Raw genomic sequence first — 20,373 nt, forward strand, 5'->3', positions numbered from 1 at the left:
GAAGCGCCGGAACGCGTTTTAAATTAGGGCTCTATCCTCTATACTGCGGTGCCCACGTGATGTTGCATTTTGTAGCATCCGGGGGTTGCCAATGATGAGAGACTTCCGTTTTGCGATACAAGTCGCAATACGCGGTCGCGCACCAGCTTGCCGGCGGCCGTACCGCCCAGCGCAATCGGGGCGGGTCGAGGCCCGACATGCCGACACATCGCGTTCCCGAGCCGTCGTCGCGGCACCCAAGACCGGGCCGCTGGCCGACGGCGCATGCGCCCGATCGAGCATCGGCCCGGGAGCGCCTGAACATACAAGCTTGGAACGCCTTGCCAATCGTGACTGACACGCTTTCTACCTCGCCTGTGGCCCGAAACGCCGCACCCCAGTCGGCCACAGTCGTGGTCGTCGTGCCCGTGTACCGGGATTGTGAATTGACGCGAGCGTGCCTGGCATCCGCGATGCCGGCCGTGATGCGCCATCCCGATGCCCGGCTCGTCGCCATCAACGACGCATCGCCGGATGCCGACATGGACGACACGCTGGCGAGCGAGGCGCGGCGGTGGGGCGAGAAACTCGTGGTGCTTCGCAACGAAGTCAACCTGGGTTTCGTGAAGACGGCCAATCGCGGCATTCGCCACGATGCCCGGGCGGACGTCATCCTGCTGAACAACGACGTGATCCTGCCGGATCAGTGGCTCGAACGGATCGTCGAGGACGCGCAGGCGCTCACCGATGCGGGCACCGTGACGCCGCTGTCGAACAACACCACGATTTCGTCGTTCCCCAATTTTGTCGCCGACAACGCGAGCCCGCTGCAGCTCGATCTCGATAGCATCGACGAAGCCTTCCGCACGGTGCGCCTGAACCCTGTCGACGCGCCGACCGGCGTCGGATTCTGCATGTACATCAAACGCCGGTGCCTGGACGAGGTCGGCGAGCTGGACGAACAGTCATTCGGCACCGGCTACGGCGAAGAGAACGACTTTTGCCAGCGCGCGCTGCACAAGGGCTGGAAAAGCTATATCTCGCCCAATCTCTACGTCCACCATCGCGGGGGTGTGAGTTTCGGCGATCAGCGAACGACGCGCATCCGCCATGCGGATCAGACGCTCGATCGCCGTTATCCGAACTACCACGCCGACGTTCAGACCTTCGTGGCGAAGGACGAGCTGCGCGCTGCCCGGCTGCAACGCTATGTCGACCTGATGCGTGTCCGCGGGCTTCCGGTCGTGCTGCACGTGTCGCATGGCCTGGGCGGCGGCGTCGAGCAGCACATCAAGGATCTGGCGCAGCGCAGTGAAGGGCGGCTCGTGTCGCTCGTGCTCCGGCCGGAAGACGGCGGGCGGCTCGTGTCGATCGGCGCGTGGGATGCCGATTCGTCGATGCGCATCTCGGTCGACGCGCAGCAGGGCTTCGCGTTGCTGGTGCCGTTCCTGAAGGCGGTCGGGGTCGATCTGGTCCATTACCACCATGTGCTCGGCTTGTCCGGCGACTACCTGTCGCTCGGCGCGTCGCTGGGTGCCCGCCAGATTTTCACGGTGCACGACTTCTATCTGGTCAACGGCAATCCGACGCTGACGGACGAGCGCGGCATGTTCGATCCCGCCGAACTGGACAAGGCACACAACCCGCTGTACCCGTTACCGAAGGGCATCACCCTCGATGCGTGGCGCGAACGGTATCGCGGCTTCCTGGCCGCGTGCGAGCGGGTGATCTTTCCGTCGCATTCGACGTTCGCGCTGTTCGGGCGCTTCTTCGAGATCCGCCAGCCGCTGCTGGCCTACCATCCCGAGGACCTGGCGCAGCAAGACCTGCCGCAGCGGCCCTTCGTCCGCAAGGAAAAGTACACGATCGGGGTGCTCGGCGCGCTGAGCCGTGAGAAGGGGGCCGACCTGCTCGAAGCCGCGGCCGCGCTGGCGGCGTCCCGGCAGTCGAAGGCCGCGTTCACGTTGATCGGCTATGCGTATCGTCCGCTCCAGGGCGTCAGGACCACCGGACCCTACGACAGCGCGCGCATCGGCGAGTTGATCGACAGCGAGTCGTGCGACCTGATCGCGTTCCCGGCACAGTGGCCCGAGACTTACAGCTACACGCTCAGCTCCGCGCTGGCCAGCGGGCTGCCGATTGTCGCACCGGGCATCGGCGCGTTTCCCGAGCGCGTTGCCGGGCGCGAGCAGACGGCGCTGTTTCCGCATCCGCCGACGGCCGACGCATTCCTGTCGGCTATCGAGACGCTGCTGACCACACTCGAGCAAGGCGGGCCGTCGCGCGCGCCGGGGTTTGACGGTGAGCTGCCGTCCGCGGACCACTACGAGCAGCGGTACGTGCACGACGCGGGCCCGGCCAGAGGGCAGGCGGATCGCACGGAGCTGGTCGCGGCGCTCGATGCGTTGCTGGCCGTGCAGGAAATCGTCGTCCAGGGCGTGCGCGAACGTGTCCTGCGGGTTCTGTGGGGCATTTATACGAATCCGCGTACGCAAGCGGTCTCGCGGCTGATCCCGCACCGGTTAAAACGTGCGGTCAAGCGTTTGCTGTCGAAGCGACCGTTGCACGAAGTGATTCGGCGCTGATGATCGTTTGAGTTTTCGTCATGCCGGACACCATGTTTGACGGCGCGATATTGCGCCGCGACATGCCGGCCTGCATTGCGTTTCAAGCGTCTCGTCGTGTTTTGCGCCGAGGCGCGGTTCGATCGGTGCCGTGGCACGGGGCGGTGTCTTGGAGTGCCGGGTCGTTGACGGCATAATGGTCGCCGTGTGACCACCTCGGCGTGCCCGCCATGCTGGCGTAGCGCGCGGTTTTTCGATCGGCCGGTATTTGTTCGGCGCTGTTCGACGTCATGGGCCCGGGTGGCCGGTGCGTCGGCGAGGCAGCGCCGCAAAATTTCTTCGAGGTCTCGTCGATGTTTCGTTTCAAGGCGTCGTGGCAGTCGTTGAGCGCTTTTCTGTTCGACCTGATTGCGGTTGCAGGCGCTTGGCTGACTGCTTACGTAGTTCGATTCAACGGAATCGTCCCCGCCGACTTTCTTACGGGCGCGTTCGACGCGCTCGCGTGGGTGCTGCCAATCTACGGGCTGATGTTCCATTGTTTCGGCCTGTATCGCGGGCTGTGGGTATTCGCGAGCCTGCCGGATCTCCTGCGCATTTCGAAAGCCGTGATCGGCGGCGGCCTGATCGTCATGATCGGCGCCGTGATGCTGCAGCCGACGCCCATCATTCCCCGTTCCGCGCTCGTGCTGTCGCCCGTGCTGCTGTTCCTGGCCATGGGCGGCGCGCGCGCACTGTATCGCGCGAGCAAGGAGTTCTACCTGTACGGCGGGCTCGTCGGCAAAGGCAAGCCGGTGCTCGTGCTGGGCGCCGGGACGGCCGGTGCCAGCCTCGCGCGCGAACTGTCGCGCTCGGGCGAGTGGCGGCTGGTCGGCCTGCTCGATGACGACCCGGCCAAGCGCGGGCGTGAAATTTACGGTTACAAGGTGCTTGGCGCGATCGGTGAATTGAATCACTGGGCCGAGTTCACCAAGGCGGAGCACGCGATCATCGCGCTGCCTTCCACACCGGTCGAGGTGCAGCGCCGGGTTGCGACGCTGTGCGTGCGCGCCGGCGTGAAGGCAATGGTGCTTCCGGCGCTGACCGCACTGATGCCGGGGCAGGGCTTTCTGTCGCAGGTCCGGAACATCGATCTCGAAGACTTGCTCGGCCGCGATGCGGTGACGATCGATACGCCGCACGTCGAGGCGCTGCTGCACGGCAGGGTCGTGATGGTGACGGGGGCGGGCGGCTCGATCGGCTCCGAACTGTGCCGGCAGATCCTGCGTTTCTCGCCGGCGCAACTGATCGCGTTCGACCTGTCCGAGTACGCGATGTACCGGCTGACGGAGGAGTTGCGCGAGCGCTTCCCCGATCAGCAGGTCGTGCCGATCATCGGCGATGCGAAGGATTCGCTGCTGCTCGATCAGTTGATGTCGCGCCATGCGCCGCATATCGTGTTCCATGCGGCCGCGTACAAGCATGTGCCGCTGATGGAGGAGCACAACGCGTGGCAGGCGCTGCGCAACAACGTGCTCGGAACCTATCGCGTCGCGCGCGCGGCGATTCGCCACGACGTGCGCCACTTCGTGCTGATCTCGACCGACAAGGCCGTCAACCCGACCAACGTGATGGGCGCAAGCAAGCGTCTCGCCGAGATGGCCTGCCAGGCCCTTCAGCAGACGAGCCATCGCACACAGTTCGAAACCGTGCGGTTCGGCAACGTGCTAGGCAGCGCGGGCAGCGTGATTCCGAAGTTCCAGCAGCAGATCTCGAAGGGCGGCCCGGTGACGGTCACGCACCCGGAGATCACGCGATTCTTCATGACGATCCCGGAGGCGTCGCAGCTCGTGCTGCAGGCATCGAGCATGGGGCGCGGCGGTGAGATCTTCATCCTCGACATGGGGCAGCCGGTGAAGATCGTGGATCTCGCCCGCGACCTGATTCGCCTGTACGGTTTCTCGGAAGAGCAGATCCGCATCGAGTTCACCGGGTTGCGTCCCGGCGAAAAGCTCTATGAGGAACTGCTCGCGGACGACGAGACGACCACCCGCACGCCGCACCCGAAGCTGCGGACCGCGCGTGCGCGCGAGGTGCCGGACAACCTGCTCGACGAACTGCTGCCGTGGCTGATGCAGCATCGCGTGCTGAGCGACGACGAAGTGCGGCGCGATTTGCGGCGATGGGTCGCCGAATACCAGTCGTCCAGCGCACCGCTCCTGCAGAGCGTACCCACGCGTGCCGCGTCGCGAGGTTGACGATCGGCCGGGAAAGTCGTGATGCGCCGGCAGCCGCGCATTGTCGAACGCGCATCGCACATGACGACGCGACCTGCACGCAACGCGGTGCAGGTCGCGTTTTTCTTTGGCGGGTGTCCGCGGCGGCGCGTGCTCAGATCACGGCGCGAAGCGGCCGGCGGAGTGGCGGAATCCAGCGCAGGAACGCAATGATCGCGAGCGCCGTGCCGAAGATCAGCAGCGTGGCCAGCACCGGATCGATCAACGGCCATCCGGTCAACTGGAGCAGTCCGAAGCGTTTCGCAAACGGATCGATCAGGAACGGATGCAGACCGTAGACGCCGAGCGTGCATCCGGAGACGGTATTCAGCAACGGCGACGACTGGCCCGCGGTCATGCCCATGAACGCATGGAACAGGCCGCATGCGGCCGCGATGACGAGCGGCGACAGGTAAAGCTGGAAGAAGGGGTTGGGTATCCCGTGGACGCGTGATTCCCAGATCGTCGCAAACACGGTGGCCACCACGGAGGCGGCGAAGACCGACAGGCCCGCGGCAACGTTCCCCTTCAGGTCGGCAAGATACGCACCGAGAACCAGGAAGCCTGCATACATCCCGTAGTACGACGCATCGTATACGCTCCCGGTCCCCCATTTGGCGATCAGGTCATCCTCGCGCCCGGCGAACAGTGCATGCAGGGTCGGGTAGAGCGAGGCGGTCAGGAACCACACGGCCAGCAGCCACAGTCGTTCGGATGGCGATGCGTTCTGATAGAAGCGGCGCATGGCCGGCACGACCAGGTAGATGCCGAAGATCACGTAGAAGAACCACAAGTGAAACATCGTCGGCCCGGCGACGATCGCGCGAAGCCAGTTCCCGGTGTGCACGTTGTTGAAGCTGAGCCACCATAGATAGAACGTGGACCAGAACACGAGCGGGGGAATCACGCGTAGTACCCGCTTCGACAGGAACATGCCGAGCGGTTCGGATTTCCGCAGCAGGTTGGCGCCGGAAATCATGAAGAAAATCGGCACGCACGCGCGTGACAGCGATTCGTACCAGTTCGATGCACTCCACGCGGCGCCGTATTTCACGAAGCTTTCACTGGAGACGTGCAACAGCACGACCAGAAAGCAGGCAGCTACGCGCAATGCGTCTACTCGTCTATCCATCCCGATAGTGTCTCCGCGCCCTCGGGCGTCGTGTCAGCGGGTCATGTTAGACGATGTCAGGTATTTGTGGGATTGTGGAAATCCACCATTCTCAGGTGCGTCGCAGTACGGACGATCAGCGATGCCGGTGCTTGCGCACCACCATCCACCGCGGCGCACGGAACCGCACGATGCTCAGATAGAGCCACACGTAGGTCAACGCGAACAGCACGACGAACACGAACAGGTGCACCGTATGCCGCCAGAACAGCGTCGCGGGTATCACCGCGACGAGGCACAGCAGCCACAGGTACGGCGACGTCAGCGAATTGCGGCGCGTCAGGTCGTGCGCGTGCTTCGTGCCGACGGCCCAGCGCATCAGCCGCTTGTACACGAGCATGTGCAGGTGCACGCCGTCCGGAATGCCGGGCGACATCCCGCGGATGAATTTCTTCCGGTAGATCGAAAAGCAGGTCTCGAAGATCGGGTACATGAACAGCAGCACCGGGTACCACGCGGACACCTCGCGGTTGCGCATCACGAGCAAGATCGCGAGCTCCGCAAGCATGAAGCCGATGAAATACGCGCCACCGTCGCCGAGGAAGATCAGCCCGGCCGGGAAGTTCCACAGGAAGAAGCCGAGCACGGCGCCCATCATGATGATCGACGCGGACATGACGACCGGATCGCCGACCTGGAACGCGACGTATGCGAGCGACGCGAACATCATGAAGCTGACCATCGACGCGAGCCCGTTGAAGCCGTCGATGATGTTGACTGCATTCGCGAGCGCCGCGACCGCGAGCACGGTGACGAACGCCGAAATGGCGACATAGCCGAGCAGGAAGTCGAGCGGCGGCACGCTGATGCGCGTGACCGCGATGTTCATCAGCCAGAACGCGAGCGCGGCCGCGCCCATCGTACAGAGCAGCCGCGCGCGCGGCGACACGCGCTTGGTCAGGTCCTCGACGAGGCCGGACAGGAAGGCTGGCAGCCCGCAGGCCACGATGCCGAGAATGCTGCCGGCGATCGTCGGGTAGCGCTGCGTGAGCAGCAGCGCCGATGCGACGACGCCCGCGAGGATCCCGATGCCCCCGACCCGCGGCACGGGCCGCACGTGGAATTTCTGCACGCCGGCCAGGTCGCTGTCGATCGAGAATTTCTCGTGAAGGTGCGCGTAGCGCACGATGAACAGCGTGACGAGCAGGGAGACGATGAAGCCGGACGCGAAGCTGAGCATGGGATCGCTCGAAAAATGGACAGCGGATTATACAAAACCGCGCGGGTTCCCCTCCTGCCATCGCCAGTGATCGGCACACATTTCCTCGATACCGAGCGCGGCACGCCAGCCGATGATGTCGGCCGCGGCCTGCGGATTCGCATAGCACTCGGCGATGTCGCCCGGGCGGCGCGCGACGAGCTCGTACGGCACCGGGCGGCCCGACGCCTTCTCGAACGCGCGGACGACTTCCAGCACGCTGTAGCCTTGGCCCGTGCCGAGGTTCACGACGAAGCTCGCGTCGCGCTTCGCGAGCGCGTCGAGCGCGGCGATGTGCCCCTTCGCGAGATCGACGACGTGGATGTAGTCGCGCACGCCGGTGCCGTCCGGCGTCGGGTAGTCGGAGCCGAACACGCGCAGCGTTTCCAGCTTGCCGACCGCGACCTGCGCGACATACGGCATCAGGTTGTTCGGGATGCCGGCCGGGTCCTCGCCGATCAGCCCGCTTGCGTGCGCGCCGACCGGGTTGAAGTAGCGCAGCGTCGCGATTCGCCACGACGGATCGGAAACCTCGAGATCGCGCAGGATCTGCTCGGCGATCAGCTTCGACTGGCCGTACGGATTCGTCGCGGACAGCGGGAACGATTCGTCGATCGGCGAGCGCTCGGGCACGCCGTATACGGTCGCGGACGAGCTGAACACGAACTGCCTGACGTTGCGCTCGCGCATGACCTTGAGCACGGCGAGCAGGCCGCCGAGGTTGTTCTGGTAGTACTCGAGCGGCTTCGCGACCGATTCGCCGACGGCCTTGAGCGCCGCGAAATGAATCGTGCCGGTGATCGGGTGTGCGTCGAACACCTTGGCGAGCGCGGCTTCGTCGCACACGTCGACCTGATGGAACGCGGGCGACTTGCCCGTGATCCGCTCGATGCGGCGCACGGATTCGGCCTTGCTGTTGACGAGGTTGTCGACGATCACGACATCGTAGCCGTTGTCGAGCAGCTCGACGGCGGTGTGCGAGCCGATGTAGCCCGCGCCGCCGGTAACGAGGATGGTGCCTTTAGCGGTCATTGCTGATGCGCTCCTTCAGAGTGTGAACCCGGTCAACGAATGGATGGTTTCCCTGTAGCGCTCGACGACCTGTTGCTCGTCGAACTCCGCCACGACCTTTTGCCGGCCGCGTGCGCCCATCGCCACCCGGCCTTCCGGTCCGAGCGCGATCATGCGATTCAGTTGCTCCGCGAGGCTCGCGCTGTCGCGCACGCGGCACAGATAGCCCGTTTCGCCGTCTGCGACGACGTCCCGGCAGCCCGGCACGTCGGTCGCGACGATCGGGCGGCCCATTGCCGACGCTTCCATCAGCGTGCGCGGTACACCTTCGCGGTACGACGGCAGCACGACGCAGTCGGCCGCCGCGATATGGGGGCGCACGTCGTGCGCCTCGCCGAGATACTCGACGACGCCTTCGCCGACCCACGCATCGACATCCGCGCGGCCGATCGCGCTCGGATTGTCGACGCCGAGCGGCCCGAGCAGCTGGAAGCGCGCGTTCGGGAAGCGCGCGCGCACGATGCGTGCGGCCTCCACGTATTCGCGCACGCCCTTGTCCCACAGCAGGCGGCCGATCAGGATGAAGACGGGCGCGTCGCCGGCGGGCAGCGGCACGGGCGCGAACTGTTCGAGATCGACGCCTTCGCCGTGCAGCAGCCGTGCACGATCGGGATGCGCGAGCAACTGCTCGTCGGTGAAGGTCGCGAGATCGTCGCGATTCAGGAACCACACTTCACGCGGGAAGCGGAACGCGAACCGGTACAGGCGCTTCGCGACGCTCGCCGCGCGGCTTTTCTGGATGAAGACGTAGCCGAGCCCGGTCGTCACCGCGATCGACGGCACGCGTGCGAGCCACGCGGCGACCGAGCCGTAGATGTTCGGCTTGATCGTGTAATGGAACACGAGATCGGGCTGCAGCGCGCGGTAATGACGCACCAGCGCGGCGAGCGTGCCGAGATCCTCGCGCGGGCTCGTGCCTTTCGATGCAACCGCGAGCGGCACGTAGCGGCAGCCCATCTGCTCGAGCAACGGCACCGTGCGGTCGTGCGGCGCAATCACGAGAACCTCGGCGCCGCGCGCGACGAGCGCACGGATCAGCCCGTGGCGATACGTGTGGATCGCCCAGGCCGTGTTGCAGACGAGCGCGATGCGCAGCGGGGAGGTGGCGGACATGAAAAAAAGAATAAATAAAGCGTCGTAAATGCCGGATACGCCGAATGAAAGGGCGTCACGCGGACGGCCGGGCGGCGAACAGCGTCTGCTTGATCCGCTGCAACGTCCGGTACGGCGTCACGAAATGCAGCAGGTTCTTGGCGAGGCCGGCCCAGTCGTACGGGTTCAGCACGTTGAAGTGGCTCAGCAGCAGCGTGAGCGTCGACACCAGCTGACGCCGGCGCTTGGTCGCACTGATCCCGCCCTCGTTCAATTCGTAATAGAGGCCGAGTTCCGGCAGGTTCGCGCAATCGTAGCGTTGCATTAACCGTAAAAAAAGATCGAGATCCTCGGCCGCACGGTATTTCGCACGATAGTTCCCCACTTCCCGCACGGCGTCGATGCGCAGCATGACCGACGGGTGCACGAGCGGCGAGCGCAGGAAGCGCGTGCGGCGCAGCGTGCGCGGATCGGCGGGCGGCGTCAGCATGAAGCGCGGCTCGCCGGCGCGCGACACGACCTGGGTCCACATGCCGACGCAGGCCACGCGCGGATGGGCGCCGAGATACGCACGCTCCTTCGCAAGGCGCTGCGGCGCGGCGAGATCGCCGGCGTCGATGCGCGCCGCATAGCGGAAGCCGCGTGCGGCGAGTGCGTCGATGCCGGCCGCGAGCGCGCGCTCGATGCCGCCGTTCTGCGGCATGCGCAGCACGTCGATCGTGAGGCCGGGCAGGTCGGGCGCGACGATCGGCGGCGTGCTGCCGTCATCGACGATCAGCACGTGCACGGGCGTGTCCTCGCGAAACGATGCGAGGGTCCGAACGACGTCGTCGTGCCCGTTGTAGGCCGGCATCAGCACGGCCACATCGTCGAGCGGGGGCGGGCAATCAGGGGACGTCATGGTCGCAGCTTGAAACGGATGTAATAAAAATTAACGGCGGCGGCGGCCAGATAGCCGGCCGCCAGCCCGACGAGCGCGCCGTACAGGCCGAGCCGCGGGATCGCGAACAGGTTGACGAGTGCGGCGATCGCGAGCGCGAGCAGCCATTTCGACAGCAACACGAATTTTGCTTGATATTTGAGAACGATAAGATTGCCTATCGCCTCGATGCCGGCCGGCACCGACAACCAGACCGCCCAGCGAAAGATGTCGACCGACGCCTCGTAGCCGTGGCCGAACACCTTGCCGACGATCAGCGGCGCGGCGGCGTCGAGCACGAGCGCGCCGGCCGTCATCAGGCAGGCCGTCATCGCGATCAGCCGGACGATGTTGCGGCGCAGCCGCGCGACGTCCGACACGCGGTAGACGAAGGCGGGCGCGATCGTCTGCGCGAGCATCAGCGCGAGCGTGATCCAGTTCTCGTTGAGCTGCTGCGCGGCCGAGTAGCGGCCGAGATCGGCGAACGACACGTGACGCTCGAGCATCAGGCGGTCGAGCTTCAGGAACAGGTACATGCAGATGAGGCCGAGCCAGAACACGGTGCCGGCCGACGCAAAGTGCCTGAACAGCGGCTTGTCGAACGTCCAGCCGAGCGCGCCGCCGTTACGATGCCGGTAGTACAGCATCAGCGCGAGGCCGATCGCGGCGGCCTCGAGCGCCCACAGCCACGCGAAGCGGGCGGGGCCCGCGGCCGCGCGGACCAGCAGCCAGACGAGCAGCGCCTTCGCCAGCGCGGTGACCATGCTGGTGACGAGCTGCGGCTTGCTGTAGGTCATGCTCTGCAGCCACGCGTTGATGACGCCGACGAAGGGTTCGCGGAACACCATCGTGACCGCGAGGCCCGCGAGCATCGCGCCGACCAGCGGATCGAACGCGCCCGCGGCAATCGCGATCCAGGTCGCGACGAGCGCGGCGGCGGAGACGGCGATGCGCAGCGCGAACGCGCTGCCGAGCACCGCGCCGAGCTGGGCGGGCGGGCGCTGGACGATGGTCGGGACGAGGATTTCCGCGCCGCACACCCAGGTGAGCGGCGCCAGTACCAGGAGAAGCGTATTCGCATACTGCCATTTGCCGAACACATCCGGCCCGAAATAACGGGCCAGCAGGCCGCTGATCGCGATCGCGACGCCGATCTGCGTCAGCCGTTCGAGCCCCAGCCAGACGAGATTCGCGACGGCTTTCGCGACATCCGGGTTGCCGAAGCGCTTCAGCATGCGCGGCAGCGGCATGCGCGCAAGGCGGCCGGCAGGGCGCCGGGGGGCAGCAGGTTGGCGGGACGGCTAGGCATTAAAATGGGCGGTATGCGCGTCATCAAAACCCGCGATTATAAGTGGGATCGGGGTGGCTCCCGCCGTTCCGCACCAACGGTTACGCCCCATGCCGGGCCAGCATGTATCATGCGCGGCACCGGCGAGCGGCGGCCAGGCAAGCCAGACAATTTTCCATGCACGCAACTGAGAGAAGAGAATCGATGATCTCCCAATCCATCTTCAAGGCATATGACATTCGTGGCGTGGTCGGCAAGACGCTCGACACCGACACCGCGCGCGGGATCGGCCGGGCATTCGGCAGCGAAGTGCGCGCGCAGGGCGGCGATGCGGTGGTCGTCGCGCGCGACGGCCGCCTGTCCGGGCCGGACCTCGTCGGCGCGCTGGCCGACGGCCTGCGTGCGGCGGGCGTCGACGTCGTCGACGTCGGCATGGTGCCCACGCCGGTCGGCTATTTCGCGGCGAACGTCCCGCTCGCGCTGAAGGGCGGCGAGCGTCGCGTCGATTCGTGCATCGTCGTCACGGGCAGCCACAACCCGCCCGACTACAACGGCTTCAAGATGGTGCTGCGCGGCGCGGCGATCTACGGCGAGCAGATCCAGGCGCTGTACCAACGCATCGTCGACGAGCGCTTCGAGACGGGCAGCGGCTCGTACGAGCAGTTCGACGTGGCTGATCAATACATCGCGCGCATCGTCGGCGACATCAAGCCGGCCCGCCCGATGAAGCTCGTCGTCGACGCCGGCAACGGCGTGGCAGGCCCGCTCGCGACGCGCCTGTTCAAGGCGCTCGGCTGCGAGCTCGTCGAGCGCTTCACCGACATCGACGGTACGTTCCCGAACCACCACCCCGATCCCGCCCACCCGGAAAACCTGCAGGACGTGATCCAGGCGCTGAAGGACACCGACGCCGAGATCGGCTTCGCGTTCGACGGCGACGGCGACCGCCTCGGCGTCGTCACGAAGGACGGCCAGATCATCTATCCGGACCGCCAGCTGATGCTGTTCGCGGAAGAGGTGCTGTCGCGCAACCCGGGCGCGCAGATCATCTATGACGTGAAGTGCACGCGCCACCTCGCGCAATGGGTGAAGTCGAAGGGCGGCGAGCCGCTGATGTGGAAGACGGGCCACTCGCTCGTGAAGGCGAAGCTGCGCGAGACGGGTGCGCCGCTCGCCGGTGAAATGAGCGGCCACGTGTTCTTCAAGGATCGCTGGTACGGCTTCGACGACGGTCTCTACACGGGCGCACGCCTGCTCGAGATCATCGCGAAGACGGCCGATCCGAGCGCGCTGCTGAACGGGCTGCCGGACGCGATGAGCACGCCCGAACTGCAGCTGTGGCTCGACGAAGGCGAGAACTTCCGCCTGATCGACAAGCTGCAGAAAGAGGCGAAGTTCGACGGCGCCGAGGAAGTCGTGACGATCGACGGCCTGCGTGTCGAGTACCCGGACGGCTTCGGCCTCGCGCGTTCGTCGAACACGACGCCGGTCGTCGTGATGCGTTTCGAATCCGAGACGCAGGAAGGGCTCAAGCGCATCCAGGAGGACTTCCGCCGCGTGCTGACGGCCGCGAAGCCGGACGTCAAGCTGCCGTTCTGAGCCTCGGCGGCCTGCGGGCCGCCAACGGCGCGATGGTGAGTCCGATCGTCGCGCCACCCCCGAAAAGCGGCGCACGCTACACGCGTGCGGCCGCTTTTTGTCTGTCTGGGCCTCCGGGCGCGATAAAATCGCTCCTTTCTGCTTGTCGCCGGCTGCCTGCCGGCGTTTTTTCAGCGTGCAAAAGATCCTGATCGTGCGCGTGTCGTCGCTGGGCGACGTCGTGCACAACATGCCGGTGATCGCCGATATCCGGCGCCGCCACCCCGATGCGCAGATCGACTGGCTCGTCGAGGAAAGCTTCGTCGACCTGGTCAAGCTCGTCGACGGCGTGCGCAACGTGCTGCCGTTTTCGCTGCGCCGCTGGCGCAAGAAGCCGTTCTCGGGCGCCACGTGGCGCGAGATCCGCGCCTTCCACCGGCGTCTCGCGGCCGAGCAGTACGACCTCGTGATCGACTGCCAGGGCCTCATCAAGACGGCCTGGGTCGCGAGCTGGGCGCGCGGCCCGCTCGTCGGGCTCGGCAACCGCACCGACGGCGCCGGCTACGAGTGGCCCGTGCGTTTCTTCTATCGCAAGCGCGTGCCGATCGCGCCGCGCACGCACGTCGTCGAGCGCTCGCGGCAACTCGTCGCGGCCGCGCTGGGCGACCCGGTGCCGACGCCGGCCGATCCGGTCGACTTCGGCCTCGATACGCGCGCGGCGGCGCTCGCGGTGGCCGCGCTCGGCCTGAACCTGCCGGTGCCGTACGTGGTGTTCGTCCATGCGACGTCGCGCGCCGACAAGCAGTGGCCGGACGCCGCGTGGATCGAGCTCGGCCAGGCACTCGTGCGGCGCGGCGCGTCGCTCGTGCTGCCGTGGGGCAACGACGCGGAGCGCGCGACCAGCGAGCGGCTCGCGAAGGAGTTCGGCGCGGCGGCGATCGTGCCGCCGCGGCTGTCGCTGCCGGCCGTGGTCGGGCTGATCGACGGCGCGGCCGCCACCGTCGGGGTTGATACAGGTCTGGTTCACATCGCGGCCGCGCTGAAGCGGCCGACGGTCGAACTGTACAATTTCGCGACGGCCTGGCGGACCGGCGGCTACTGGTCGCCGAACGTCGTCAATCTCGGCACGGCGGGGCAACCCCCGTCGATCGCGCAAGTGAAGTCGGCGCTCGCGGGCTTCGGTCTCCTGTAACGCTGTCACACGCGCGAACCCACGCGAACCGAACATGAGCGAATCCCAGATCATCGAAGTCCCGTCCGCCGACTGGAGCGGACACAACCTGTCGGCGCCGCGCGAGCAGCTGCTGGCCGCCGTCGAGGAAGGCAAGGTGCTGTATTTCCCGCACCTGCGCTTCGCGATCGAAGGCGGCGAGGAAGCGCTGCTCGATCCGGCGCTCGCCGATCCGAAACGCAAGAACATCAGCCTCGCGCCGAACGGCGGCGCGCTCGCCGGCGTGCTCGGCGACAGCGTTACGCAGTCGGCGGTGCGCGCGCTGGTCGCGCGCTTCCAGCAGCAGGCCGGCACGCTCGTCGACGGCCTCTTTCCCGAGTATCGCGGCAAGCTGCGCGTCGCACCGACGAGCCTGCGGCTGATGCAGGTCGAGACGCGCCAGACGTCGTGGCGCAAGGACGACAGCCGGCTGCACGTCGATGCGTTCCCGTCGCGGCCCAACTACGGCGAGCGCATCCTGCGCGTGTTCACGAACGTGAACCCGGCCGGCGTGCCGCGCGTGTGGCGCGTCGGCGAGCCGTTCGAGGACGTCGCGAAACGCTTCCTGCCGCACATCAAGCCGCAGTTGCCGGGTGCCGCATGGCTGCTGAACCTGCTGCACGTGACGAAGTCGCCGCGCAGCGCGTACGACCACCTGATGCTGAACCTGCACGACAGCATGAAGGCCGATCTCGACTACCAGAAGACGAGCCCGCAGGAGACGATGCCGTTTCCGCCGGGCTGCGTGTGGATATGTTTCTCGGATCAGACTTCGCACGCTGTGATGTCCGGCCAGTTCATGCTCGAACAGACCTTCTTCCTGCCGGTGGATGCGATGGTCCGCCGCGAATGCGCGCCGCTCGGCATTCTCGAACGCCTGAAGGGCAGGGCGCTGGTTTGAGCGCGCCTCTTCTCCGAAGCAACACGAGGGCCGCTGCATGCTGAGGGTGATCTATCGCGCGCTGTGGTGGCTCGTCGCACCGATCGCCGTCATCCGGCTTTACGTGCGCTCGCGCAAGGAGCGCGGCTATCGCGAACACATCGGCGAACGTTTCGGCCACGTGGCGGGCCGCTCGCGCGACGACCGCGCGCCGCTGATCTGGGTGCATGCGGTATCGGTCGGCGAGACGCGCGCGGCGCAGCCGCTGATCGACGCGCTGATGCACGCGCGCCCCGATGCGCGCATCCTGCTCACGCACATGACGCCGAGCGGGCGTGCGACCGGCGAACAGATCTTCGGCGATCGCGTGCTGCGCTGCTACCTGCCGTACGACATGCCCGGCGCGGTGCGGCGCTTCCTGCGCGCGTGGCGGCCGACGCTCGGCCTCGTGATGGAAACCGAGGTGTGGCCGACGCTGATCGACGAGTGCCGCCGCGCGGACGTGCCGCTGGTGCTGACCAATGCGCGCATGTCGGCGCGTTCGTTCCGGCGCGCGGGGAAGTTCGGCGCGGCGACGCACGACGTGTTCGGCGGCTTCTCGCGCGTGCTCGCGCAGAGCCCGGCCGATGCGGAGCGGCTGACGTCACTCGGCGCGCGCAACGTGGCCGTGCTCGGCAACCTGAAGTTCGACATGACGACGCCGCCGGAACTCGCGGCGCGCGGCCATGCATGGCGCGACGCGATCGGTTCGCGGCCGGTGTGGGTCGCCGCGAGCACGCGCGAGAACGAGGAGGCGCTGGTGCTCGAGGCATTCGCGGCGATGCGCACGCCCGGCGCGCTGCTGGTGCTCGTGCCGCGCCATCCGCAGCGTTTTGCCGAGGTCGAGGCGCTCGTCGAGCGCAGCGGGCTCAAGTGCGTGCGACGCTCCGTCTGGGCGGCCGACACGACGGCGCTCGCGGCCGGCCGGCCGGCCGCCGGGTCGCTGCCGGACGACGTGACGGTGCTGCTCGGCGATTCGATGGGCGAACTCGGCGCGTATTACGCGGCCGCCGACATCGCGTTCATCGGCGGCAGCCTGTTGCCGCTCGGCGGCCAGAACCTGATCGAAGCGTGCGCGGTCGGCGTGCCGGTGCTGATCGGGAAGCACGTGTTCAACTTCACGCAGGCGACCGCCGACGCGGTCGCGGCCGGCGCGGCGCTGCAGGTCGAGGATCCGCTCGATCTCGCGCACGTGCTCGACGCGCTGTTCGCCGACAAGGCGCGCCGCATTGCGATGGGCGCGGCCGGCGCGGCATTCGCGTCGCGTCACCGCGGCGCGACCGCACGCACGGTCGACGTGCTCGCGGCCCTGCTGCCGCCCGCCGAGCGTGGCGTGCGCGCGCGGCAGGACGCGCAGGACACGTCCGACGAATAGACAAAGGCGGCGCAATGCCGCCGGGAGTACGCGTGGCGGCACCGTAGGGCGCCGCCGCGCCGCTCAGATCGTCAGCAAACCCTTCTTCTCGATGAACGCGATCACGTCCGCGACGCCTTCGAGCGCCTTCAGGTTCGTCATCACGTAAGGCCGTTCGCCGCGCATCTTCTTCGTGTCGGACGCCATCACGTCGAGGTTCGCACCGACCAGCGGCGCGAGATCCGTCTTGTTGATCACGAGCAGGTCGGACTTCGTGATGCCGGGGCCGCCCTTGCGCGGAATCTTCTCGCCGCCCGCGACGTCGATCACGTAGATCGTCAGGTCCGACAGCTCGGGGCTGAAGGTCGCCGCGAGGTTGTCGCCGCCCGATTCGATGAACACGATGTCGGCATCGGGAAAGCGCGACAGCATCCGGTCGACGGCCTCGAGGTTGATCGACGCGTCCTCGCGGATCGCCGTGTGCGGGCAGCCGCCCGTCTCGACGCCCATGATGCGTTCCTCGGGCAGCGCGCCCGCGACCGTCAGCAGCCGCTGGTCTTCCTTCGTATAGATGTCGTTGGTGATCGCGACGAGGTCGTACTTGTCGCGCATCGCCTTGCACAGCATTTCGAGCAGCGTGGTCTTGCCGGAGCCGACGGGGCCGCCGATGCCGACGCGCAGCGGCGGCAGTTTCTTCGTGCGGCGGGCGGAGGAGGGAGCAGGTGCGTTCATGGCGGGTAGCGTCGGGTTCAGGAGCGGAACAACCGCGAATACTGGGTTTCGTGCCGCGCGGACAGGATGCCGAGCTGCGGCGCGAACGTGTTGACGGCGTCGGGCGGCGTCGCGAGCGCGCGGCGCACGGCCGCGTCGATCGCGCCGCGCAGCGCAACGATGATGCGTTGCCCGGCGAGCTGGCCGAGCGGTACGGCCTTCAGCGCGGCGGATGTCTGGTTCTCGACCCAGCCGAATGCGTATGCGGCGAGCACCGCGTCGGCGCTCGCGTCGTGCGCGGCGGCTGCGTACGCGAACGCAGTGGGGAGCGCGATCGGCTTGATCGTTGCGAGTGTCGCGCGGCGCGCGGCATCGCCCCATTCGAGCGACGCGCAGAGCTGCGCGAGCGACCAGCCCATCTGTTCGGTCTCGCGTCGCAGTTCCGCCGATTCGCGGCTCGCGATGAACCACGCATTTTCGGCGGCGAGCGCCGGTGCGTCGTGCGCGTGCCAGCGCGCGAGCTGGTGCGCGAGGAACGGCAGCTCGCCGTGCGCGAGCACGTCGGTCAGGCCGCTCGCGATCCAGTCGCGCGCGGTATCCGCGTCGTGGATCAGGTTCGCGTCGAGCGCCGCTTCCAACCCCTGCGAATAGCTGAACGCACCGATCGGCAGCGCCGGCGACGCAAGGTGCAGCAGCGCGACGAGTTCAGTGGTGGTCATGGCCGTGCGCGCAACCGGGACCATGCTGATGATCGTGATCGTGATCGTGATCGTGATCGTGATCGTGATCGTGCGAATGCGAGTGGCCGTGATGCTCGCCGAACACCTGCTGCGCGATCGCGTAATCCTCGGCGAACGTCGCATCGTGCCCGTGCTTGTGGCCGCCGCCGTACGCGCCGGCTTCCGGCTGGAACGGTGCAAGGGTCTCCTCGACCTGCGTGCCGAGCCGGCGCAGCATGTCCGCGAGCACCGGATCGGCTTCGAGCTTCAGGTAGCCGTCGCCGATCTCGACCGGCGTGTGACGGTTGCCGAGGTGGTACGCGGCGCGCATCAGCGTGAGCGGATCGGCGGCGCGCACGCGCAGCACGGTCTCGGGCGCCGCGGCAACGCGCACGAGTGCGCCGTCGTCGGCGACGAGCACGTCGCCGTCGCGCAGGATCGTGCCGCGCGGCAGCAGGACCGCGACGTCCTCGCCGGTGTCGAGCGTCGCCGCGAGGCGGCTCTTGCAGCGGGCGTCATAGGCGAGCGTGAGCGTCGGTGCGCGCGCGACGAGCGACGCGGCGAGTTTCACGTTCGGGGCAATGCGTTTGTCGAGGGTGCGCATGAATCGAAGACCGGCAATCGGATCAGAACAGGAAATAGCGCTGCGCCATCGGCAGCACCGTGGCTGGCTCGCAGGTGAGCAACTGGCCGTCGGCGATCACGTCGTAGGTTTCGGGATCAACGCTGATCGACGGGCGCCACGCGTTGTGGATCATGTCGGCCTTCGTCACGTTGCGGCAGTTGCGCACGGGCACGATCCGCTTCGCGAGGCCGTAGCGTTCCGCGATGCCCGCATCGGCGGCCATCTGCGACACGAAGGTCAGCGACGTGCGCGCGAGCGCACCGCCGCGGGTGGCGAACATCTCGCGATAGTGGACCGGCTGCGGCGTCGGGATCGACGCGTTCGGGTCGCCCATCTGCGCCATCGCGATCATCCCGCCCTTCAGGATCATCGACGGCTTGATCCCGAAGAACGCAGGCTCCCACAGCACGAGGTCGGCCCACTTGCCGGGCTCGATCGAGCCGACTTCGTGCGCAATGCCGTGCGTGAGCGCCGGGTTGATCGTGTACTTCGCGACGTAGCGCTTCGCGCGGAAGTTGTCGTTGCGCGTGCTGTCTTCCGGCAGCGCGCCGCGCTGCACCTTCATCTTGTGCGCGGTCTGCCAGGTGCGGATGATCACCTCGCCGACGCGGCCCATCGCCTGCGAATCGGACGACAGCATCGACAGCGCGCCGAGATCGTGCAGGATGTCCTCGGCCGCGATCGTCTCGCGGCGGATCCGCGATTCCGCGAACGCGAGATCCTCGGCGATCGACGGATCGAGGTGATGGCACACCATCAGCATGTCGAGATGTTCGTCGAGCGTGTTGATCGTGTACGGGCGCGTCGGGTTGGTCGACGACGGCAGCACGTTCGCCTCGCCGCACACCTTCAGGATGTCGGGCGCATGGCCGCCGCCCGCACCTTCGGTGTGGTACGTGTGGATCGTGCGGCCCTTGAATGCGGCGACCGTCGATTCGACGAAGCCGCCTTCGTTCAGCGTGTCGGTGTGGATCGCGACCTGCGTGTCGGTGTCGTCGGCGACGGAAAGACAGTTGTCGATCGCGGCGGGCGTCGTGCCCCAGTCCTCGTGCAGCTTCAGCCCAATCGCACCGGCCGCGATCTGCTCGACGAGCGGCTGCGGCAGGCTCGCGTTGCCCTTGCCGAGAAAGCCGAGGTTGATTGGCCAGCCGTCAGCGGCCTGCAGCATCCGCTCCATGTGCCACGGGCCCGGCGTGCAGGTCGTCGCGTTGGTGCCGGTGGCCGGCCCCGTGCCCCCGCCGAGCATCGTCGTGATGCCGGACGCGAGTGCCTCGTCGATCTGCTGCGGGCTGATGAAGTGGATGTGCGTGTCGATGCCGCCGGCCGTTACGATCAACCCTTCGCCGGCGATCACCTCGGTCGCGGCGCCGATCGCGATCGTCACGCCCGGCTGGATGTCGGGATTGCCGGCCTTGCCGATTGCGGCGATGCGGCCGTGCTTGATCGCGATGTCGGCCTTCACGATGCCCCAGTGATCGAGGATCACCGCGTTCGTGATGACCGTGTCGGGCACGTCGGCGGCGACACGCTGCGACTGGCCCATGCCGTCGCGGATCACTTTCCCGCCGCCGAATTTCACTTCCTCGCCGTAGGTCGTGAAGTCGCGTTCGATCTCGATCAGCAGTTCGGTATCGGCGAGCCGGACGCGGTCGCCCGTCGTCGGCCCGAACATTTCCGCGTACGCGCGGCGGCTCAAGCGTAGTGTCATGTTGCTGTTCCTGAA

16 protein-coding genes are annotated in these 20,373 nt (G+C 67.0%); 6 read left to right on the top strand and 10 right to left on the bottom strand.

The window, feature by feature from the left end:
- The first annotated feature begins 197 nt into the window (after nt 1-197).
- Nucleotides 198-2,564, top strand: coding sequence for a glycosyltransferase (locus BCO18175_RS36225; RefSeq protein WP_302480665.1), 2,367 nt, complete (start codon nt 198-200; stop codon nt 2,562-2,564).
- Nucleotides 2,565-2,896: 332 nt separating this feature from the next.
- On the top strand, nt 2,897-4,777 hold the full coding sequence (locus BCO18175_RS36230; protein WP_174988218.1) for a nucleoside-diphosphate sugar epimerase/dehydratase: 1,881 nt from the start codon (nt 2,897-2,899) through the stop codon (nt 4,775-4,777).
- Nucleotides 4,778-4,910: 133 nt separating this feature from the next.
- On the opposite strand, the gene BCO18175_RS36235 is transcribed toward BCO18175_RS36230, so the two are convergent.
- The 6 genes from BCO18175_RS36235 to BCO18175_RS36260 all read right to left on the bottom strand — a co-directional run bounded on the left by BCO18175_RS36235 (nt 4,911) and on the right by BCO18175_RS36260 (nt 11,481).
- Nucleotides 4,911-5,927, bottom strand: a complete 1,017-nt coding sequence (locus tag BCO18175_RS36235; protein WP_174988220.1) for an acyltransferase — start codon at nt 5,925-5,927, stop codon at nt 4,911-4,913.
- Between the two features lie 115 nt (nt 5,928-6,042).
- Nucleotides 6,043-7,146 carry an MraY family glycosyltransferase gene (locus tag BCO18175_RS36240; protein WP_174988223.1) on the bottom strand — a complete coding sequence of 368 codons (1,104 nt, stop codon included), beginning with the start codon at nt 7,144-7,146 and terminating at the stop codon, nt 6,043-6,045.
- 27 nt (nt 7,147-7,173) lie between these two features.
- Nucleotides 7,174-8,196: a UDP-glucose 4-epimerase GalE gene (gene galE, locus BCO18175_RS36245; protein WP_174912988.1), complete on the bottom strand. Its 1,023-nt coding sequence runs from the start codon at nt 8,194-8,196 to the stop codon at nt 7,174-7,176.
- A 15-nt stretch (nt 8,197-8,211) separates the two neighbouring features.
- On the bottom strand, nt 8,212-9,348 hold the full coding sequence (locus tag BCO18175_RS36250) for a glycosyltransferase family 4 protein (RefSeq protein ID WP_174988226.1): 1,137 nt from the start codon (nt 9,346-9,348) through the stop codon (nt 8,212-8,214).
- Between the two features lie 55 nt (nt 9,349-9,403).
- Complete coding sequence (locus tag BCO18175_RS36255) at nt 9,404-10,228, bottom strand: glycosyltransferase (RefSeq protein ID WP_174968473.1); 825 nt, start codon at nt 10,226-10,228, stop codon at nt 9,404-9,406.
- Nucleotides 10,225-11,481: a lipopolysaccharide biosynthesis protein gene (locus tag BCO18175_RS36260; protein ID WP_174988486.1), complete on the bottom strand. Its 1,257-nt coding sequence runs from the start codon at nt 11,479-11,481 to the stop codon at nt 10,225-10,227. Before BCO18175_RS36260 ends, BCO18175_RS36255 begins: the two co-directional genes overlap by 4 nt.
- A gap of 257 nt (nt 11,482-11,738) precedes the next feature.
- On the opposite strand from BCO18175_RS36260, the gene BCO18175_RS36265 reads away from it, so the two are divergent.
- The 4 genes from BCO18175_RS36265 (at nt 11,739) to waaA (ending at nt 16,616) form a co-directional block, all read left to right on the top strand.
- Nucleotides 11,739-13,133, top strand: a complete 1,395-nt coding sequence (locus BCO18175_RS36265) for a phosphomannomutase/phosphoglucomutase (RefSeq protein WP_174968474.1) — start codon at nt 11,739-11,741, stop codon at nt 13,131-13,133.
- A gap of 175 nt (nt 13,134-13,308) precedes the next feature.
- On the top strand, nt 13,309-14,304 hold the full coding sequence (waaC, locus tag BCO18175_RS36270) for a lipopolysaccharide heptosyltransferase I (protein WP_174988229.1): 996 nt from the start codon (nt 13,309-13,311) through the stop codon (nt 14,302-14,304).
- 34 nt (nt 14,305-14,338) lie between these two features.
- Nucleotides 14,339-15,223 carry a Kdo hydroxylase family protein gene (locus BCO18175_RS36275; RefSeq protein WP_085039638.1) on the top strand — a complete coding sequence of 295 codons (885 nt, stop codon included), beginning with the start codon at nt 14,339-14,341 and terminating at the stop codon, nt 15,221-15,223.
- A gap of 37 nt (nt 15,224-15,260) precedes the next feature.
- The gene (gene waaA, locus BCO18175_RS36280; protein ID WP_174988232.1) at nt 15,261-16,616 is read left to right on the top strand and encodes a lipid IV(A) 3-deoxy-D-manno-octulosonic acid transferase; all 1,356 of its coding nucleotides are present in this window, start codon (nt 15,261-15,263) and stop codon (nt 16,614-16,616) included.
- Nucleotides 16,617-16,679: 63 nt separating this feature from the next.
- Here waaA and ureG read toward each other — a convergent pair whose 3' ends face one another.
- Genes ureG through ureC form a run of 4 tightly spaced genes read right to left on the bottom strand, consistent with a single transcriptional unit; the run spans nt 16,680 to nt 20,358 of the window.
- Nucleotides 16,680-17,327, bottom strand: coding sequence for an urease accessory protein UreG (gene ureG / locus BCO18175_RS36285; protein ID WP_174988234.1), 648 nt, complete (start codon nt 17,325-17,327; stop codon nt 16,680-16,682).
- A 17-nt stretch (nt 17,328-17,344) separates the two neighbouring features.
- Nucleotides 17,345-18,025, bottom strand: coding sequence for an urease accessory protein UreF (locus BCO18175_RS36290; RefSeq protein WP_174988237.1), 681 nt, complete (start codon nt 18,023-18,025; stop codon nt 17,345-17,347).
- The gene (gene ureE / locus BCO18175_RS36295) at nt 18,012-18,629 is read right to left on the bottom strand and encodes an urease accessory protein UreE (protein WP_174988240.1); all 618 of its coding nucleotides are present in this window, start codon (nt 18,627-18,629) and stop codon (nt 18,012-18,014) included. Before ureE ends, BCO18175_RS36290 begins: the two co-directional genes overlap by 14 nt.
- Nucleotides 18,630-18,651: 22 nt before the next feature.
- Nucleotides 18,652-20,358, bottom strand: coding sequence for an urease subunit alpha (gene ureC, locus BCO18175_RS36300; protein ID WP_174988243.1), 1,707 nt, complete (start codon nt 20,356-20,358; stop codon nt 18,652-18,654).
- Between the last annotated feature and the right edge of the window lie 15 nt (nt 20,359-20,373).

Source organism: Burkholderia lata (assembly GCF_902499335.1).
Classification (GTDB): domain Bacteria; phylum Pseudomonadota; class Gammaproteobacteria; order Burkholderiales; family Burkholderiaceae; genus Burkholderia; species Burkholderia lata_B.

What these genes read in the sequence shown, in the direction of transcription:
- BCO18175_RS36260 (WP_174988486.1), bottom strand. Translation starts at nt 11,481, where the DNA reads ATGCTGAAGCGCTTCGGCAACCCGGATGTCGCGAAAGCCGTCGCGAAT.
- ureG (WP_174988234.1), bottom strand. Translation starts at nt 17,327, where the DNA reads ATGAACGCACCTGCTCCCTCCTCCGCCCGCCGCACGAAGAAACTGCCG.
- ureE (WP_174988240.1), bottom strand. Translation starts at nt 18,629, where the DNA reads ATGCGCACCCTCGACAAACGCATTGCCCCGAACGTGAAACTCGCCGCG.
- galE (WP_174912988.1), bottom strand. Translation starts at nt 8,196, where the DNA reads ATGACCGCTAAAGGCACCATCCTCGTTACCGGCGGCGCGGGCTACATC.
- BCO18175_RS36290 (WP_174988237.1), bottom strand. Translation starts at nt 18,025, where the DNA reads ATGACCACCACTGAACTCGTCGCGCTGCTGCACCTTGCGTCGCCGGCG.
- BCO18175_RS36230 (WP_174988218.1), top strand. Translation starts at nt 2,897, where the DNA reads ATGTTTCGTTTCAAGGCGTCGTGGCAGTCGTTGAGCGCTTTTCTGTTC.
- BCO18175_RS36235 (WP_174988220.1), bottom strand. Translation starts at nt 5,927, where the DNA reads ATGGATAGACGAGTAGACGCATTGCGCGTAGCTGCCTGCTTTCTGGTC.
- ureC (WP_174988243.1), bottom strand. Translation starts at nt 20,358, where the DNA reads ATGACACTACGCTTGAGCCGCCGCGCGTACGCGGAAATGTTCGGGCCG.
- BCO18175_RS36265 (WP_174968474.1), top strand. Translation starts at nt 11,739, where the DNA reads ATGATCTCCCAATCCATCTTCAAGGCATATGACATTCGTGGCGTGGTC.
- BCO18175_RS36240 (WP_174988223.1), bottom strand. Translation starts at nt 7,146, where the DNA reads ATGCTCAGCTTCGCGTCCGGCTTCATCGTCTCCCTGCTCGTCACGCTG.
- waaA (WP_174988232.1), top strand. Translation starts at nt 15,261, where the DNA reads ATGCTGAGGGTGATCTATCGCGCGCTGTGGTGGCTCGTCGCACCGATC.
- BCO18175_RS36275 (WP_085039638.1), top strand. Translation starts at nt 14,339, where the DNA reads ATGAGCGAATCCCAGATCATCGAAGTCCCGTCCGCCGACTGGAGCGGA.
- BCO18175_RS36225 (WP_302480665.1), top strand. Translation starts at nt 198, where the DNA reads ATGCCGACACATCGCGTTCCCGAGCCGTCGTCGCGGCACCCAAGACCG.
- BCO18175_RS36255 (WP_174968473.1), bottom strand. Translation starts at nt 10,228, where the DNA reads ATGACGTCCCCTGATTGCCCGCCCCCGCTCGACGATGTGGCCGTGCTG.
- BCO18175_RS36250 (WP_174988226.1), bottom strand. Translation starts at nt 9,348, where the DNA reads ATGTCCGCCACCTCCCCGCTGCGCATCGCGCTCGTCTGCAACACGGCC.